We start from the raw sequence: 16,889 nt of genomic DNA, 5'->3' as shown, positions 1-16,889 counted from the left end.
TGAGCGCTGCAGACACAGCATGACAGAAGGGGAGTCGCATGAAGAAAATCGCAGTCATCACTGGCGGACGTACCGGAATTGGCCGAGCCACTATCGAGCGTTTTCAGAAAGAGGGGTTTCAGGTCATTAATCTGTCGCGCAAGCCGGTGGCGATGGAAGATTGCATCAGTCTGATTGTGGACTTTTCCCAACCGGATTGGGAGCTGGCCGTAAAGCAACCGCTGGAAGAGCATCTGCAAGGATGCGAACAGCTGGCACTGGTGCACAATGCTGGCGTGCATGTGAACGATCACGCTCTGGAGATTGATCCGCAGGGGTTGCGGCGTTCGCTAGAGGTGAATGTGGTGGCTCCAGCGATTCTCAACCGACTGTTGTCTCCGTATCTGCTGCCAGGTTCTTCCATCATTTATATAGGTTCTACGCTGAGTGAAAAAGCAGTGCCGGGTTGCACCTCTTATGTGACCGCAAAACACGCCGTGGTGGGAATGATGCGTTCCACTTGCCAGGATCTGGTCGGCCGTGAAATCCACACGGCCTGTGTCTGTCCAGGTTTCACCGACACCGACATGTTACGTGAACATGTGGGCGGTTCGGCCGACGTGCTGAAAAGCATTGCCACCGTGTGTACTTACAACCGCTTGATCGAACCCAAAGAAATTGCCGATACCATCTATTTCTGCGCGACCAATCCGGTCATCAACGGGGCGGTGTTGCATGCGAATCTGGGGCAGGTGGAAAACTAACCGGCCAGCCACTGTCTGAAAAGCGGCTTGAAAACTAAAAAGCCCGGTTGATACCGGGCTTCTTGCGTATTGATTGTCTGTAGCGCCAGCATTAAAGCTGTAGATAGCGTTTCAGTTTAAACGTCAGATAGTAAAACGGCCCCGTGTCGGCCAGTGCGCAACACATCTTGAACAGATAATTACTGCCCATTAATACAAGCATTTGCTGCGTGCTGATGCCTCCCGCCAGCCAGACTGCGCCGAAGGTGACGCTGATCACCATAAATGAATCCACCCCCTGACTGATCAGGGTGCTGAAGTTGTTGCGCAGCCAGAGGTGCTTGCCGTTGGTCAGTCGTTTCCAGAAATGGAACAGTTGCACATCGCAATACTGTGCCGCGATATACGCCATCATTGACGCAAACATCGCACCGCTGGTCAGCGAGTAGATAAAGTCAAACAGCTCGACCGAGCCGGAGACGGTATCACCGTTGGGCATGCTCACAGGCTCGGCCAGATTCAAAACCTGCCAGGGGGGCATGGCATCTGGACTCACCGGCGGCACGGCCTGGGCGAGGTACAGACAGGCGAGGATAAAAATATTCAGGCCGAGTCCAACGGTTACCAGAAAATTGGCTCGTCGTTTTCCATAGAGCTCGCAGACCAGATCGGTACACAGAAAGGTGATAGGGTAGGGCAGTACGCCAATGGCCAGCGACATGGGGCCGAGCTGCACAAAACGGGTAATGCCTATAACGTTTAAAAGCGTCATGGAACTGAGGAATACGCCCGCCAAAATCAGAAAGACACGCTCGCGCCGTTCGTACAATTGGGCATCGGTGCAAAAGGTATCGGTGTGCGCCGCAGAGGAACTTGTCGTGGTCTCCATAATTTATGAACTCACCAGATCGTTGCGCCATAGAGCTGTGCCCCACTGGCCAGGGCCCGAGGCAACCCGCAGGGTAATTTCCTTGATGTCTTTGTTGTTGTGGTAACGGGAATCTTCCAGCAGCTTTTGCAACAGGTAGTGCGACAGCTCTTCAATGGTAATATTGGTTACGGGCAAGAGCAGGGTGTCGGCTTTCAAAAACGTCATTTCTTCATTGTTGAATCTGACTTTGTAATTGTCGCCATCGTCACTGATTTGCTGATAGGGAGAGTCCTTGGCGAGCAACAGGTATTCATCCAGTTTTACACACAGCTCACGCAGAGAATCTTTTAACTGACTGTAGTTAAAGCACATACCGTCCGGTTGCACGACGGCGGTGACGGCGGCCGAGACGAAAAAGTTGTGACCGTGGAGGCGCTCGCGCTCGGTGGCGGAGAAGATGGTGAAATGAGCCGCAGAAAAGTGCAGAGCCTCTTTGGTGATATCGATGGTGGTCAGCTTTTCCACGTTGGTTCCTCGCCTTTTTATGTCCGATACATCTGTGACGTCAAATTTGCTGTTGTGGTATTACGCATCCTTTTACCCTGTGGATCTTAATTAACATCACAAGGTGCGGCACAGCAGGGTGGGGGCTCTGGATTTACAATCCTGAAAGACTGCCCCAAAGTCAAAGTCTATCATTATATGGGCCCAGTTCCTCCAGTAAGCCAGTAAGGTTTTGTCTGTCGAAAGGGGACAAGGGACGCGCCAGTGAAAACTTACGCTATTTGATAATCAACCTTGTGGAGCAATAAAGTTCTTCGTGACGGGATTTTGGTCACTTTTTGAGCCCTTGCGAAAGATGGAGATATTCTCGGGTAACGCCAGATTCTGGGTCAGGACGTCATCGAAATAGCACTACCGATGTGACCAAAGCATGGATTGCGAATCGCTAAACTCGTGAAACGTCTCTTCTATTCGGCTCCTGCTAGGGTCTGGCTCGGTTTTCAATTTGGGCTTCATTGCACATCATTGTTGGCCAGAGCCCGACGGAATTGCCAATTGGTTAGCCAGCGATTCGTTGGTCTGTTTGCGCGGCATAATGAAGGCTTGCGGCCAATTGTGAGGTACCGGTGAGTTGCCTGATTCAGTCAAGGGCCAGTCACCACACTGCTCAGCGTAGCTGGCATCTGCTGGAAGTCTGTGCTTAAATCGACTGTTAAACAGCTCAGTTGTTTTGTGTCATTGGACGCCTGTCAGCGTTAACTGCTGGAAGGGTTAACGTAAATCCGGTTAACTCAGATTCGATCTATAAAATACTGTAGAAGGTGTGTATGTTCTCTGCAATTTCCATCAACAAAGACGAAGCGGGGCAGTCCGTAGACGTTACCCAGATCGACGAATCGCAACTGCCTGAAGGCAATGTAACCATTGATGTTGAATACTCAACACTGAACTACAAAGATGGCCTGGCAATTACCGGCAGTTCACCGGTCGTACGTAAATTTCCAATGGTGCCTGGTATCGATCTGGCTGGGGTTGTATCTGACAGCAGCCATCCAAACTGGAAACCCGGTGACCGAGTTGTGCTGAACGGTTGGGGTGTGGGTGAAGTTCATTGGGGCGGTCTGTCTCAAAAAGCCCGTCTGAACGGTGATTGGCTGGTTGAACTACCAGAAGCTTTTACCAGCCGTCAGGCTATGGCGATTGGAACTGCCGGTTACACCGCTGCCCTGTGTGTAGACACGTTGATCGCACACGGCGTAACAGCCGATCAGGGTGAAGTTCTGGTGACCGGTGCAACCGGTGGTGTCGGCAGCTTTGCCGTTGCCTTGCTGGCGAAAGCCGGTTTCACGGTTGTGGCTGCAACGGGTAAAGAGGCTGAAGCTGATTACCTGAAAGGTCTGGGGGCTACCGATATTATCCTGCGTTCTGAGCTGTCTGAAAAAGGCAAGCCACTGCAAAAAGAACGCTGGGCTGGTGTTGTTGATTCGGTAGGCAGCTACACACTTGTGAATGCCTGTGCTCAAACCCGTTACGGCGGTGTGGTGGCAGCGTGTGGTCTGGCTCAAGGCCCTGACTTCCCGGCAACCGTCATGCCATTCATTCTGCGCGGTGTTTCTCTGCTGGGTGTGGACAGTGTTATGGCTCCAATCGAATTACGGCAAGCGGCGTGGAAGCGTTTGGCCAAATATCTGGATCCTGGTCAATTGGATACCATCGCTGACGAAATCAGCCTCGCTGAAGCCATCCCTGCAGCTTCTGATCTGCTGGAAGGCAAAATCCGTGGACGACTGATCGTCAACGTGAACAAATAAAATTCAGTTCTTTCTGATTGAGATTTTTGAAAAAAATTCAATCCGGGGCAGAGGGTTGCTCCCGGATTTGAATCTTCCTTTTCTATTTTTATATGCCCTATGTACGGCATGTCTGAGTAAAGAAAACCGAAAGAGTTTTTTGATTGAATAATTTTGAACTAGTTTGCTATGTATTCACTGGAACAGTCGGTAGTACCAGTATTACAAACGACAAAGGTTTGCGACACTTTTTTGAAGTAAGAATAGGTCGCGCTGTTCTCTCCTGAAATGCTCTCGATTAATTGGCCATTAAAATAGATATCAACACCAGGTGCATCTGTTGACCAGCTTAAGATCGTTACAACATCTCGACCCTGTTTACTGTGTGTGCCAGTAAGAACAGGTGGTTCCGGGGAGGTACTGGTGGAGGCAAAAGAAACAAAGGTGTTTGAGCCGGTAACGGGTATTTCCGTAAAAGTTGACAGTGTCTCATCCGTCAAATATACCTGACCAAAACGACTGCCCACTGCGATTTTTCCGTTCGAGTCTATATCGATATCATGAAGGTTACCGCCAATCGGCAACGTATTCAGCAGAACTCCGCTTGCGTCATAATGCCCAATATAACCATTCCAGCTAACCATGAAAATCATACCTTCAGCGTTAGCAGTTACACCCCGAGACGAAGAGGTGTGGCCTAGATCAACACTGCGGATAATTTCCAACGTAGCAGGATCAATAACATCAACGTCACCATACGTATTTCGTAATGCATATAACAAATTATCTCTACCCAGTGTGATATCAATATAATCACTGGCATTAATAAAGCGTTCACTGATCCCATCATCCAAATCTATGGCAATCAGCCCTTTGGCTTCTCCACCGGATGCTGTATATCCATCAGTAACAAAAACGACTGGCCCGATACTGGTAATACCGCCATAAGACACGTTATTTGGGGTACTCCAACCATCAACATTGAGGCTCTCCCAGTGTGTCCCATTAAATACTGACAGTTCAGGATAAAAGGTGCCATTGAAAACGGCCAGTTTCCCATCTTCCAGGACAGTTATATCCCGAGCTACTTCATTTGAAGCATTTAATGGAATTGGGATTTGATTTATTCTCTCACCATTTTGATTATATTCGTACAGTGTATTGTTGCTTGAAATAAGAATACTGTCTTCCTGAAACAAACTTGTGGAAAAAACTGGTAACGATATAGATAGTAATACAATCAGCAATAAAGATTTATTCATGTTAACTCCTGTTTTTGTAGTTATTCCTGTACACCGACTCTTATATCACCCCCCCAAAGCACTGGAGCACGATGCAGAGTCTGGTTTTTTCGTTAAGACTCGTTAGCCGCTTATCCAATTTTTTTGGAGAAATAATTCTCTGTCTGCAACTAAAGTTTGAGTCAGGCTTATTTGAAATTACAGATAAAATAGAATTGCCCTGGACGCGAGCGGAAGGAGTATTGAGAAACTGCTGGCCTTCCATGGCCTCACGTTCTTTATTCGACTAGAAGTTTACGGCATTTTCATCTGACATCAATCATAACGGCCTGTGATCGAGGTATTAGAGAGATGTAGACCTTGCAGGATACCATGAGTTGAAGCTCTTAAAGAAACAACAGCTAAAAATTTTGTAAGAAAGGGGACAGAAAAACCTATGTTTCATGAAATCGATCAGAGTGAATAAGAGTACTGATAAAGAAGGTAAGAGACCGACCTTTTAAGTTAAAAAAAATTATATTTTCTGGGCCTTGGTCATCTATATAAAACACACAAGCACCTAATACATAATAGGATACCCTATATATCTGTTAGGGAATCTCCAGTGTCAGTAAACTGCGTTTTAGCAGGATATAAACGGTATCCTGATGTGGTTATGGAAACGTCATTGTAGCAACCCATGGTATTCTTGTTGCAAATCGGATGGCTATCTTCTTTAGTATGACCTATGGGCCCATTTGGCGATAAAGAGAGGCTATAGATTAATCTCGGAAATCATATGGAAGAGCGGTATTTTATTGTGTTATTAAAACCAACTAAGGAGCGGTGGTGTTTTCTAAATCTTTTCAGTATCTAGCAGCCAGCTGTATAGTAGGCTCTATTTTGGGCATCAGTCAGTACTGGACCGAGATATCAGGGGCAGACTCAAGTCATCAAACTCTTGTAGTTCAAGATCCGCAAAGTAACATCGAGCCTGCTTTGAAGGCAGAGGCAATTAATGAGGAAATTTCAAAGAAATTACCGGATCTAAACAGAATTGCCAGGCTGGATATTCCGACGCCTCAAGACGATGCTCAAACTTGGGAATTATTTTTAGCGTCTTTGGGCTCAATCGATCTGAAAGGTAAGCGCGGTGCTTGGGATTATCTAAGCCCAATCGTCAGTATTCATGCTTATGCTGCGCATTATCAACCACAAATCTATTATCAAAAAATGTCCGATGGCACATTGGATTCATCCCTGACTACCCATCTCTTTAAACATGGTTATTTAAATAACTGGTACGCTGAGGTAGAGAATCCGGAGGCGTGGTTGATGAATCAAACCTCAGCGGTTATCAGTTTGGCTTCTTCAACCGGTGATAAGGTTGCCCGCAGAGAGGTTGGAAAAGCTTTGATCAAGCTGACCAGCCAAAATTCCAAAGTTAATCTAAACCTTGTGGCTTATGCTTACCCAGGCCTGACCAATCAGGAAAGGGATGAAATTAAAGATGCATTGTTGAATGGAAGCCTGACCTATGACCCACGGTCAGTTGCCTCTTTAACTCGTTTGGACTGGTTCAGCCGTGAAGAACTGGTGAGCTTGATTAAGAAAACGGCTTATCCATCTCGATCGATGTCGTCGTATATGGAAACGGCACTGTCATTGGGTGATAAAAGCTATCTTCCTCCTCTCTTGGATGACCTGAAAACCAACAGTAAGCAACCTACGAATTTTTATTGCAGTGCGTGTTATTTGGCGATGCATTCAGAGGGCTTGTTAGGTGAATCGCTTGAAAATGCTTATATTTCAAGATCTCTGATCATATCAGAGGATTATCCTTTCATTATGAGCCGCAAGGATGAAAAGATTTTGGAGGTTGGTCATGGAAACTAATGTCATCAAAGACAAGCCCAAGAAAGTAAATATTTTACTGGTAATATTGATCTTTGTTTGTGGGTTTCTGATTTCTCAGGATTGGATCAGTCATCCTGACAATTTAAAACTTGCTCAAACCTGGTACCAGTCAAGCCATGAAACCATTTGCCGGGGCAATATACGAATCCCCGGTTTACACTGCCAAGACAATGATACCTTAATGTATTTAGGCGATAAGGATGTTAATCGTTTGGTGGCATCTGCCCCCAGTTTTGCCCAGGCCATCCAGCAGATCAATATCCCTTTGCACAATGATAGAGATATCGTTCGATACTTAATGTTGGTCCAGAGTGTTGCTGAAGGCTGGAAAGATCAACGCGGTGCTTACAATCAAATTAAGGATGGATTGATCGCTGCGTATGCCAGAGCCTGGGATGCTAACCCTCAGCTGGTTGCCGCCAGTCGGTGTACATATTGTGGGTCATTTCACGATCAAGCCATTATAAATCTATTGGGCCTTAGTGCATCCGGTTGGAATCACAAGGTGGATCCTCTGGTTTTAAATCCACGTTATTTTTCCGCCATAGCCGAACGGGATAATGACGTGGATAACCTACCCGAGCTACTGGCTATACATGCAAATCTGTCATCCGCAGGGGATTCGAAAACTGCCCGGACGGTGGGAGCTGGTCTGGCAAAACACAATAATTGGCAAGCTTTGGAGCGATGGGTCACTAACGGACTGAATGGTGGGAGGGCTTTAGAAGGCCTGGATCTTCAGAAGATTCCCCGTGAAGTTGTGATTGCCGCATGGGAGCATGGTGTCACGTTGGGTTATGACAATGTCACACTGATGGAGCATTTGATCTCGACCGGTTATCGACCAGCATTGCGATGGTTAATTTGGTTGCAGGGTACGGATATCGATTACATTAAAACTCACAGTTATGAGTATTCAAAAAACCACTACGCCAGGATGGTAAGTCAGTATACGAATCTGGTTGCGTCTGAGAACAGCAGTTTGGGAGAGGTATACAGTCAAAATTGGCAGCGTGTTCAATGGAACAGTGATCAGAAAAAGTGGTTGTTGTGAGAGCCATTCGAACTCTACTTGATGCATGGGTATAATCTGTTCCCTTTAACCCGATAATATCGAGTGCTGTATACGTTGTCTGGAAAACCGTAGCGTATTTAAAAATGCAAAGCTTGAAGATAACTTCGCATGTTGTCTGCGCTTCAAGAGACAACCGAGTCAGCAGAACTTGCTATTATTATTAAAACGAAATTGCGGCTATGGGAATGTGTGGTGTGGGAAAACAAAGCCCATGAGATGCAAATCTGTTATGTAGGATCCATTTCTAGCGCCGCTGGTTTTACGTACTGGTTTTTGTCTTTGCTACACTGACATTTTGTGTTTATTGAAATAGCCCTGACTTACTCATTCTCCTTATACCAAAACCAATTCGGCAAAAGGCGACTGACCTGTTTGTCACTAATCAGCGATGGTCTGCCTACGCCTTTTCTTAATTCTTTGCCCTCTATTTCGGCGGGCAAAGAAATTATCGGCGGCTTGTCAGAGCCGGTATCAGGATAGAAAATCGGATTCTTGGCGTAACACACTCCTCGTTTGGATGCTCCATCTTCATCCAGAAATCGGTATTGGCATTTTAGATGGGTGATGGGTTTACTGGGCCTGTGCGCTACGGGTGTATCCAGGGGCAATGAAGCCAGGGTGTTGCGTGTAGATTCTATTTCGCCCATTCGATGTTGGGGGAGTTTATCCGCGAGTTTTTCTAAGGCTTGCAGAGCATCCCCGAGAGTCTTTCTGCGGCTGTTGGATGTTGTGTTGTAGTGCCAACTCAGACGGGTAGGGGAGCCATCCAGCCAGATGATTCCCCGCTCTGCCATTTGAAGATTCAGAAGTGGTTCTTGAGCTTTCTTTAAGACTGCACGGTTTAGTTGAGCAGCGGCATAGCTGTTTGCCTGGGTTCGGGCAAGAGCTTCATGCCATAGTTGCAGGGCTTTCTTGGCTTCGTTGACGGATTCTATTAATGGAAGAGAATCCGGATTGATGGCCAGAGTCATAAAACGTTCTTTAGGCTGCAGGCCAATGTCTTCTATTCCGCGATAGCGCATTTCTCCCAGATGACCACTTATGGCTTCACGTGCGAGGTTACCCGAAAGAGGGGCCTCATCTCCCTGTTGGTAGAAAACATAGCCTTTGGACTTTTCTACTTGTTGACGTAATCGGTCTACAAGAGGAAATAAGTGTTCGAGGTGTTTTTCACATTCAATAACGTATTGGGTAATCATTCAAAAAACCAAGTTAACGGGTCTAGGCACAGACTGACATATGTTGGCTACTTTTTCAAAGTTAAGAGGTTCATCAGTTGGTTTATTATTTAAAATATCTAGACCCGTTAATTAATGGATGTTTTCTTGAGTTAATGCGGGGAGTTTAATTGTAGTTGTCCTCATTGGCCCGTCAGGTGCAGTGGACACTGTCGGCTCTCATCGTAGCTGAAGGTAAAGTAACTAACCATTTTCAGAATAAACAAGTTAAATGAATCCCCAATAAATGGGTTAATTATGTTTGCGAAAGGATTGTAGCAATATGCTACAATCGGTTTGTATATACATCACCAAACGAGCGAGACATTAATATGGCAAAAGCAGCTTCCCCCATCAGGCTTGAAAGTTCGCTAATGGACGCCGCCAAGGTTGCCGGTAAAGCTCTCCACCGTAGCGCGTCGGAACAGGTGGAATATTGGGCTGATATTGGCCGAAAAGTCTCAAAAGTTATTGATCCAGAGACTTTATTGGAAATTAACGCGGGATTGGTCAAAATATCGCTGGAAAGGGTTGTACCAATCAGTGTTGACCCTGATGCGGTATTCGCAGCACTTGATGGCGCTCGTGAATCCGGCTCATTACAGGCAGCTATCGCATCTAACGCCATCCAATACCAGGCCTCATCTACCCATCCAGGGCTGCTGGAGCAAGTTCATCCTGATGGAACGATATTGGTTGGCCAATTTCAGAATGGATGCTTTGAGCCTGTAGAGCAGTCTGGAAAAGTTTCTGCTGATTCATGAAGCAATTATGGATGCTCGTGGGCGGTAATGGCGCAGGGAAAAGCACGTTTTACCAGCAGGCACTCAAACCGTTGGGTATGCCATTTATTAATGCCGACCTGATCGCCAAAGAATTGTATCCCGACAATCCGGAAGCCAACAGCTATCAAGCGGCCCGGCTGGCTGAGCAATTGCGCTATGAACAACTGAATGAAGGCAACAGCTTTTGTTTTGAAACCGTGTTTTCTCATCCGTCAAAAATTGATTTTGTCGCACACGCCAAAGCCTTGGGTTATGAAATTATTTTAGTGCTTATTCATGTGCAGAATCCGGGCTTGAATCAAGCCAGGGTGGCGCAAAGGGTTGAAGCAGGTGGCCACCATGTCCCGGATGATAAGGTTTTGTCCCGAATTCCCAGAATGCTCGAAAATGTGAAGGTGACGATACCACTCTGCGATCAGGTGAGGGTCTTGGATAATTCAAGACTCGATCGGCCATTTCTGCCGGTCCTTACAATTAAACGCGGAATCAAGACATTACATCAGACGCCTTTACCCGATTGGGCTGTAGATCTTTGATCTCTCCAGAGTGCAACCTTCACTATTTCAAAGACCGAAATCTAGAACAGGTCATCAAGTTCAAACGTGTGCCCTGAGACCTTCGTACTCGGGTCGATTGTATATCTGGACCAATCGGTGGTTTCGAGCACTTCGCCGGCTGTACGGTTCAAAGCGTGCTTGGCCGCAGTCTTTAGAAAACGACAATCCCAAGGCTAACAGGCCATGGGATCACCATAAGACTTTAAACAATTGCTGAGTACCCAATGCGGCAAAGATCAGGCAGGTGATGGCCAGTAAACCATTACTGATCCAACCGTTACGCCAATCAGCAGGCATCTGGCGGCTGTTCAGCAGCAACAATAAAGTCATTGCCAGAAATGGCATGAACAAAGCACCTAATACCCCGTAGCCTACGATCAGCATAAAAGGCCTGTCGATAAACAGTAGTGCCATCGAGGGAAAAGTCAGCCACAACATGTACCAACGAGCATGAACATGATCAGACACAAGCTCTCCTGAATCATTGTCAGAAGCCAGTAAATGGGCAACAAAGTCGGCAAACATCAAACTCACACCATGCCAGACTCCTAGTAGTGAAGAAAAAGATGATGCCCAGAAACCGACCAGAAAAATGACAGACCACCAGTAACCATAGCGTTCTTCCAGGACGGTTGATAAATCCAATAAACCACGGGATCCGCTGGATAGTGCAATATTCGCAGAGTGCAGTAACTCAGCGCCGACAATCAACATGGAAATCACAAAGATACCGGTCATAAGATAGGCAAAGGTGTTATCAAGGCGCATCACCCGCATCCATCCGGGTTGTCGCCAGCCTTTTTCCCGAATCCAGTAACCGTAAGCTGCAAGAGTAATACTGCCACCCACCCCTCCCGCAAGACCCAACACATAAAACACAGAACCTTCCGGCAATCTGGGTATCAATCCACTGGCAATACCTGAAATGTTCGGCAGGGTCATCACGGCAGAACCAACCACGGCCACAAACATGATGCCGACCAATACTGCAATGATGCGTTCGAAAAAAGCGTAAGATCCCAACCAGACAAGGGTTAAACCCAGCAAACCGGAAACTATCGCAAAGACTTTGAGATCAATCTGAGGAAACAGGGCGGCAAGTGGCAGCGCGGTAGAGCTCATGGCTGTGGCACCATACACAAAGCCCCAGAGTACAATGTAGATACCAAAATACACCGTAGCCCAACGTCCCAGTGAGCGCCAACCGTGGAATATCGTCTGACCACTCGCCAGGGTCCAGCGTCCTACACCTTCTACTAATATAATTTTTAGCAGGCAGCCCAACACAGCAGCCCATATAAGTTGATAACCGTACAGGCTGCCCGCCACCAGTGTCGCAACCAGGTCACCAGCTCCGACACCTGTAGCCGCGGCCACTAGCCCGGGACCTATAAATCGCCAGTGTTGTGAGGAGGATTCAGTGGAGCCCGGCTGACTCGGCAATTCCGTTGTCTGATCAGAAGTCATCGTCTTATTCTTAGAAGGTAAATGATGACTTCATCCTACCAGAAAGCTGACGGAATTTTTCACTACGGGGCTAAAATCCCCACTCTACGCCCAGAACCAGCCTGTCGTTTGCATCAAATTGTCCATACAAGCCGTCGGATGTTCCTGAAAACAGATCAGCCCCGACCCACAGCTCCACATTGCTTTGCCATAGATAAGTGACTTTGGGGCGCCATAGCTGATCCTTATGATTCAGTGAGTAGAGTCCCTGTAACTTGAGAGTCCAGGTGTCGTTTCGCATTTTGTGTTCCAATAAGAGTGTGACCGTTTGTTCGCTGCGATCATTCATCATAGTGGAATCGTAATTCAATAACAGACTCTGGAACCACTGCACACTCACCAAGGTATCGCTAAGACCTTGCCAGTCCAATCCGATAACCGACGTTAATTCCTCCGAATCTTCAATTCCCCGATTGTCAGCGGTATATCGAGCAATCTGATAGCTGTGGCTATACCAGCCAATTTCGGTACGCAGGGTGAAATCACCAAAAGCGTTACTCGCTGTCCCTCCCAACAAATGGCTGCGCTTGTATTCGGGTGAAATGGTTAATCGGTTATCGTAAATGTTACCAGACAAACTAGTGATGTCCTGATAGGGAGTGTAGAAGTCCCGGTAATGGTAAAAATAATTTAACGTGATATCCCAGCCTTTCCAAAACTGACTGTATCGCAACCCTGCATCACTGTCCTTCAACCAATGATCAGGCTTATTAGGATTATTGCGATCAATACGAGCAACTGGCTGTTGAATATTCTCAGAAGAGGGAACTCGCAATGGGCTGGTCACTTCATACAAAGTCTCTGAACGAGCCAGGTCGTGATAGGTGGTATCAGGTATCCACAAAAACTGGAGACTGCTGTTGGATGACGTTAACCATTCTACATTCACCATCCACAGTGGAATCCGCGAATCATCAAAGTCATCAAGAATGAATTCACGATAACTCTGTGGTGTGACAACATCCAATACCTTCAAACCATCAGCTTGTCCCCAGACAACTTGCTGCTTTCCCAGCCGCCAGTAAAGGTCAAACCATTCGGCATCAAGATAGAATTCACGCAATTCGAACTCTGTATGACTCGTGCTGATCCACGGTTTCGTGGCGTCACTGAATGTCTCAGATCGGTCATCCGATGATAAACGGCCTTCTGCGTCCATACGCAGTCGGCCGATCACTGTCAAAGCCGTGTTTTCCAGAACACCCTCTCTGAAATCCTTCTCCCATTCAAGCTGAAGTTGACTCTCCATTTTCTGAGACAGTTGTGCATCACCGGCCCATTCCTGTTGCCACTGACCCGTGAAGTTATCGGTCAGGGTCTGAATCCAGCGATCATCTTCTACACCATTCGAAAAAACCGAAGATGACGTTAACAGTGCCACAGATAATAAAGACCCTGTTATCAACTCATTTCTACAGGTTAAGGAATACATCGTTACAAACCTCTAGCCAGACTTCTTTGACGAAAGCGTTGATCATCAACCGGGGTTTTGTAATCAACATCACTGAAAGTGAAAACGCTGCGGTGTCCCGTCTTCTGGTTTTCCATAATCATCTTGTGCCGAGTCAGAATGCCATCTACAGGCCGAATATCTTCGACTCTAAGAGACTTCAAGTCATTGCCCTGAACATCCCAAAAGCGCGCCTTTGTTACCATCCAGGTAGTACTGTCGATCCAGAGTTCGGTGCGACCGTAACCTAACTCTTCTGCGATTTCATCGTTGTGGGGTACACCCTCTACATGGAAGACAGTGCGATCATCAGAGGTTTCTTTTGAAATTATTGTGTAAGCAAAATCTGCTGGCTCGAGACGCCCCTCTTTCTTGATGTCTTCATAACTGAAATCTGTGCCAAGAAAATTGTCTCCCCGGTCTGAAGCCGAAATTCTGCGAACTTTTCGCAAGGCAGGAAGATACAACCACTGATCGTCGTCACGTTCTTCAGTCTGTGGGTAGTCGTAAGTCAAAAACGCGGTGTCTTTGACATTTGTGGGGCTTACATAGAACAGCACTGAATACTTATCTTCTCCATAGTATTTGCGGAATCCTCTGGTCTCCCTAACCCGCTGTTTTCCGTGTCGGTCGGTCAGTGTCATGGTCAATGTACGGGTTACAAATTCACCATCATCACGGCTGTTCACTTTTTCTACCAGCCATTCACTGGTTGGTAACTCTTCACTGGATTGGATTTCACCAGCGACAGCTTTTTCTCCCCAGAGTGACAAGGTTAAAACAACAGCCAGGCCAGCCAGCAGGAAGGCTAATAGACGGCCATTGTTTAACAGTCGGGAAGATCCACTTTGCAATGTCGGAATGCTTTCTTCTATTTTCACGCCAGACATTATAAATGTTGGTTTAAACACTTTTATCAATACCGGCAACAGAGTAACACTGGCAATGAAACTGGTAGTTACTGCCAGCGCAACAATGGTTCCAAAGTTGTTCAATGGCACGACCTTGCTGGAGATTAACACACCAAAGCCAAAGGCAATCGCCAAAAAGTTAAACAACAGAGCACGTCCCGTAGTTGGAAATATCGACAGAAGTAATTCATCCATTTCATGATGAGTGATGTTGGGTTTTTTGAGCGATTTCGTGTGCAGTCGTTCTTTTATACGATCCAGCGTATGAATGGCAAAGTCCACACCCAAACCAATTGCAACACTGGCAAACATGGATGTACCAATCCCCAGAGCAATGCCTGTGGCCGCCATAAACGAATAGATCAAAAGAATAGCCGTTACGACAGGCAGCAGGGCATATAGTCCGGCAAGTGCTGAACGGAAAAGCAGTGCTGCAACCAGCCACACGAGGACCAAAGCAACCATAAGACTGTAAAAATGTGTGTCGCCGATGCCCTTGATCCAGTGGTAATTCACGGTCACACGTCCACTGAGTGTTGCAGTCAAACCCTCTTCGTTAAAGTTCTTGTCGATATAATCCTGTAATTGCGTCACCACCGGCTTTGTATTACGGAAGGCGGCACTATCCAATAACAAACGAACATTGGCTAATCGGTAGTCGTAATCTACCTCTTCTTCAAAGTCAGTTGGATCGCTGGATGTCGAGTACAGCAGAAAATATTGGGCAACAGCTTCTCTTCTTTCGGGCAGGGTATACGCATCAATCTTGCCGTCGTTCAGTACCCGATTCATTTGTTTCAGGTAATCGACGATGGATGTGGCATTGTTAACGTGGGGGAGGGTTAATGCGAATTCCTGAAGATCCTCTATTTTTCGCAAAACATGTGGGTCGAAAAGACCTTCTTCGCTTTGAGTTTCAATAACGATATCCAGATTATTGGTGCCATCCAGATGTTTATTGATTGTGCGGTCGGCCTGATAAATGGCTTCGCTGTGATGAAAGGTCTCAATGCGGTCTTCATCAACCTTTAACTGACTGGCCGCGAACCCACCTGCAATGATCACCGCTGCACCTATTCCCAATGTAAAACCTGGATGACGTATACTGATGCCGCCCAGGGCTTGCATTATCCGTGAAAAAACATCTCGGTTACTCTTCTGATTGCGCGCAAATCTCTCACTGACTTTGGGTCTTGTCCAAACCAGAGCGGCGGGTAAGAAAACCATCGAGAACAACCAAGCAATGGAAACACCCAGAGCCGTAAATACACCCATAAATTTAAACGGAGGCATGTGAGATGCAAAGTACAATCCCATAAAACCCGCCATAGTCGTCAGAGTAGTTAATGTGATCGGACGCCACATATCGACCATCGCCTCAACCACCAGTTGACGACGATCTTCTTCGGTTTTTTCCAATTGCAACTCATAGTAGCGACTGAAAATATGAATCGCATCTGCGACCGAGATACCAATCAGGATCACAGGTAGGGCGTTGGTAATGACGTAAAAGGGAACCTTGCTCGCAGCCATGATGCCTAAGGTCATCAGTACAGATGCGGCAATAATGACATTGGCCAGAAGCGCAGGAGCCAGGCGGAAAAAGGCAAAACCTATGATCAAAGTGATAATGATCCCTGCAACAGGATTCAAACGGCTGGCATCACTATCGATATAGCTACCGAGATAACCCGCAACCGCTCCCTCGCCGGCCAAATGTAACTCTACTCCATCAACCTGCGGTGCGCGTTCAATCAATTCCTGCAACGCCAGATATGTCGACTCAGCCAGATTTTCATCAAGCATTTCTGCCACAATCAAAGTCGCACGACTATCACGAGACACCAGCTTTCCCTGATATAAAGGAAAATCTTCAATGGCCTGGCGCAAACTCGTACTTGCCGCTTCTGTTTCAGGACGGGGATCAAAGAAAGGGGTCACATCCATTCCGCTGGCGCTACCTTCAATATTGTTTTCGGTGGCGAGGCTCATGACTCGTTCTGGATCAATATTGTTGACCTTGCCCGTTTCATCGGACAACCACTCGACCAAAGACAATGTCTCGGGGCTATAAATACCAAAAGTCGAGATAGCAGGATCATCAGACGACTCCGGCGTAACAACAGCAATCACAAAAGGGTCGGATAAACCAAACTGTTGCTTAACTTTCTCGCGATAAAGCAATGCAGGATTACTGGGATCCATAAATGCATCACCACGCGTGTCCTTTACCAATTGAGGAAGAAATGTAGCTGTTGCGATCATTACCAAAACACTTATTAAAACCAGTGTTTTGGGGAAACGTCGAACAAACTGAAAATAGGCCTCAGCCCTTGCGTTTGCAGATGTCATGATAAACTCCTT

At 46.8% G+C, this 16,889-nt stretch carries 13 protein-coding genes; 6 read left to right on the top strand and 7 right to left on the bottom strand.

Annotation, left to right across the window (positions count from 1 at the left end):
* The first annotated feature begins 38 nt into the window (after positions 1 to 38).
* Positions 39 to 743: an SDR family NAD(P)-dependent oxidoreductase gene (locus tag KOI40_RS16085; protein WP_216098565.1), complete on the top strand. Its 705-nt coding sequence runs from the start codon at positions 39 to 41 to the stop codon at positions 741 to 743.
* Positions 744 to 834: 91 nt separating this feature from the next.
* Here KOI40_RS16085 and KOI40_RS16080 read toward each other — a convergent pair whose 3' ends face one another.
* Together KOI40_RS16080 and KOI40_RS16075 are read right to left on the bottom strand one after the other, a co-directional pair.
* Positions 835 to 1,611, bottom strand: coding sequence for a queuosine precursor transporter (locus tag KOI40_RS16080; RefSeq protein WP_216098564.1), 777 nt, complete (start codon positions 1,609 to 1,611; stop codon positions 835 to 837).
* Between the two features lie 3 nt (positions 1,612 to 1,614).
* Positions 1,615 to 2,118: a 6-pyruvoyl trahydropterin synthase family protein gene (locus tag KOI40_RS16075; protein WP_216098563.1), complete on the bottom strand. Its 504-nt coding sequence runs from the start codon at positions 2,116 to 2,118 to the stop codon at positions 1,615 to 1,617.
* An 806-nt stretch (positions 2,119 to 2,924) separates the two neighbouring features.
* Between KOI40_RS16075 and acuI the strand changes: the two genes are divergently transcribed.
* Positions 2,925 to 3,908 (top strand): acrylyl-CoA reductase (NADPH), encoded by a 984-nt coding sequence (gene acuI / locus KOI40_RS16070; protein ID WP_216098562.1) that lies wholly within the window; start codon positions 2,925 to 2,927, stop codon positions 3,906 to 3,908.
* Between the two features lie 158 nt (positions 3,909 to 4,066).
* Here acuI and KOI40_RS16065 read toward each other — a convergent pair whose 3' ends face one another.
* Positions 4,067 to 5,149: a YncE family protein gene (locus KOI40_RS16065; RefSeq protein WP_216098561.1), complete on the bottom strand. Its 1,083-nt coding sequence runs from the start codon at positions 5,147 to 5,149 to the stop codon at positions 4,067 to 4,069.
* Between the two features lie 807 nt (positions 5,150 to 5,956).
* Between KOI40_RS16065 and KOI40_RS16060 the strand changes: the two genes are divergently transcribed.
* Both KOI40_RS16060 and KOI40_RS16055 read left to right on the top strand, forming a co-directional pair.
* On the top strand, positions 5,957 to 7,003 hold the full coding sequence (locus tag KOI40_RS16060) for a hypothetical protein (RefSeq protein ID WP_216098560.1): 1,047 nt from the start codon (positions 5,957 to 5,959) through the stop codon (positions 7,001 to 7,003).
* On the top strand, positions 6,993 to 8,078 hold the full coding sequence (locus KOI40_RS16055; RefSeq protein WP_216098559.1) for a hypothetical protein: 1,086 nt from the start codon (positions 6,993 to 6,995) through the stop codon (positions 8,076 to 8,078). Before KOI40_RS16060 ends, KOI40_RS16055 begins: the two co-directional genes overlap by 11 nt.
* 341 nt (positions 8,079 to 8,419) lie before the next feature.
* Here KOI40_RS16055 and KOI40_RS16050 read toward each other — a convergent pair whose 3' ends face one another.
* Positions 8,420 to 9,298: a hypothetical protein gene (locus KOI40_RS16050; RefSeq protein WP_216098558.1), complete on the bottom strand. Its 879-nt coding sequence runs from the start codon at positions 9,296 to 9,298 to the stop codon at positions 8,420 to 8,422.
* 350 nt (positions 9,299 to 9,648) lie between these two features.
* Between KOI40_RS16050 and KOI40_RS16045 the strand changes: the two genes are divergently transcribed.
* Both KOI40_RS16045 and KOI40_RS16040 read left to right on the top strand, forming a co-directional pair.
* The gene (locus KOI40_RS16045) at positions 9,649 to 10,080 is read left to right on the top strand and encodes a TA system antitoxin ParD family protein (protein WP_216098557.1); all 432 of its coding nucleotides are present in this window, start codon (positions 9,649 to 9,651) and stop codon (positions 10,078 to 10,080) included.
* Positions 10,077 to 10,637, top strand: coding sequence for an ATPase (locus KOI40_RS16040; RefSeq protein WP_233710332.1), 561 nt, complete (start codon positions 10,077 to 10,079; stop codon positions 10,635 to 10,637). The genes KOI40_RS16045 and KOI40_RS16040 overlap by 4 nt, the downstream gene beginning before the upstream one ends.
* A gap of 210 nt (positions 10,638 to 10,847) precedes the next feature.
* On the opposite strand, the gene KOI40_RS16035 is transcribed toward KOI40_RS16040, so the two are convergent.
* The 3 genes from KOI40_RS16035 to KOI40_RS16025 all read right to left on the bottom strand — a co-directional run bounded on the left by KOI40_RS16035 (position 10,848) and on the right by KOI40_RS16025 (position 16,877).
* Positions 10,848 to 12,125: an Nramp family divalent metal transporter gene (locus tag KOI40_RS16035; RefSeq protein WP_216098556.1), complete on the bottom strand. Its 1,278-nt coding sequence runs from the start codon at positions 12,123 to 12,125 to the stop codon at positions 10,848 to 10,850.
* Positions 12,126 to 12,195: 70 nt separating this feature from the next.
* Entirely contained in the window at positions 12,196 to 13,545 is a 1,350-nt protein-coding gene (locus KOI40_RS16030) for a DUF1302 family protein (protein WP_216098555.1), read from the bottom strand.
* Positions 13,546 to 13,598: 53 nt separating this feature from the next.
* The gene (locus tag KOI40_RS16025) at positions 13,599 to 16,877 is read right to left on the bottom strand and encodes an outer membrane lipoprotein-sorting protein (RefSeq protein ID WP_216098554.1); all 3,279 of its coding nucleotides are present in this window, start codon (positions 16,875 to 16,877) and stop codon (positions 13,599 to 13,601) included.
* Positions 16,878 to 16,889 lie beyond the last annotated feature (12 nt).

The organism is Pseudomaricurvus albidus, assembly GCF_018863235.1.
Lineage (GTDB): Bacteria > Pseudomonadota > Gammaproteobacteria > Pseudomonadales > Cellvibrionaceae > Pseudomaricurvus > Pseudomaricurvus albidus.
The sequence above is the reverse complement of the archived record's forward strand: the minus strand, read 5'-3'. Positions and strand labels throughout refer to the sequence as shown.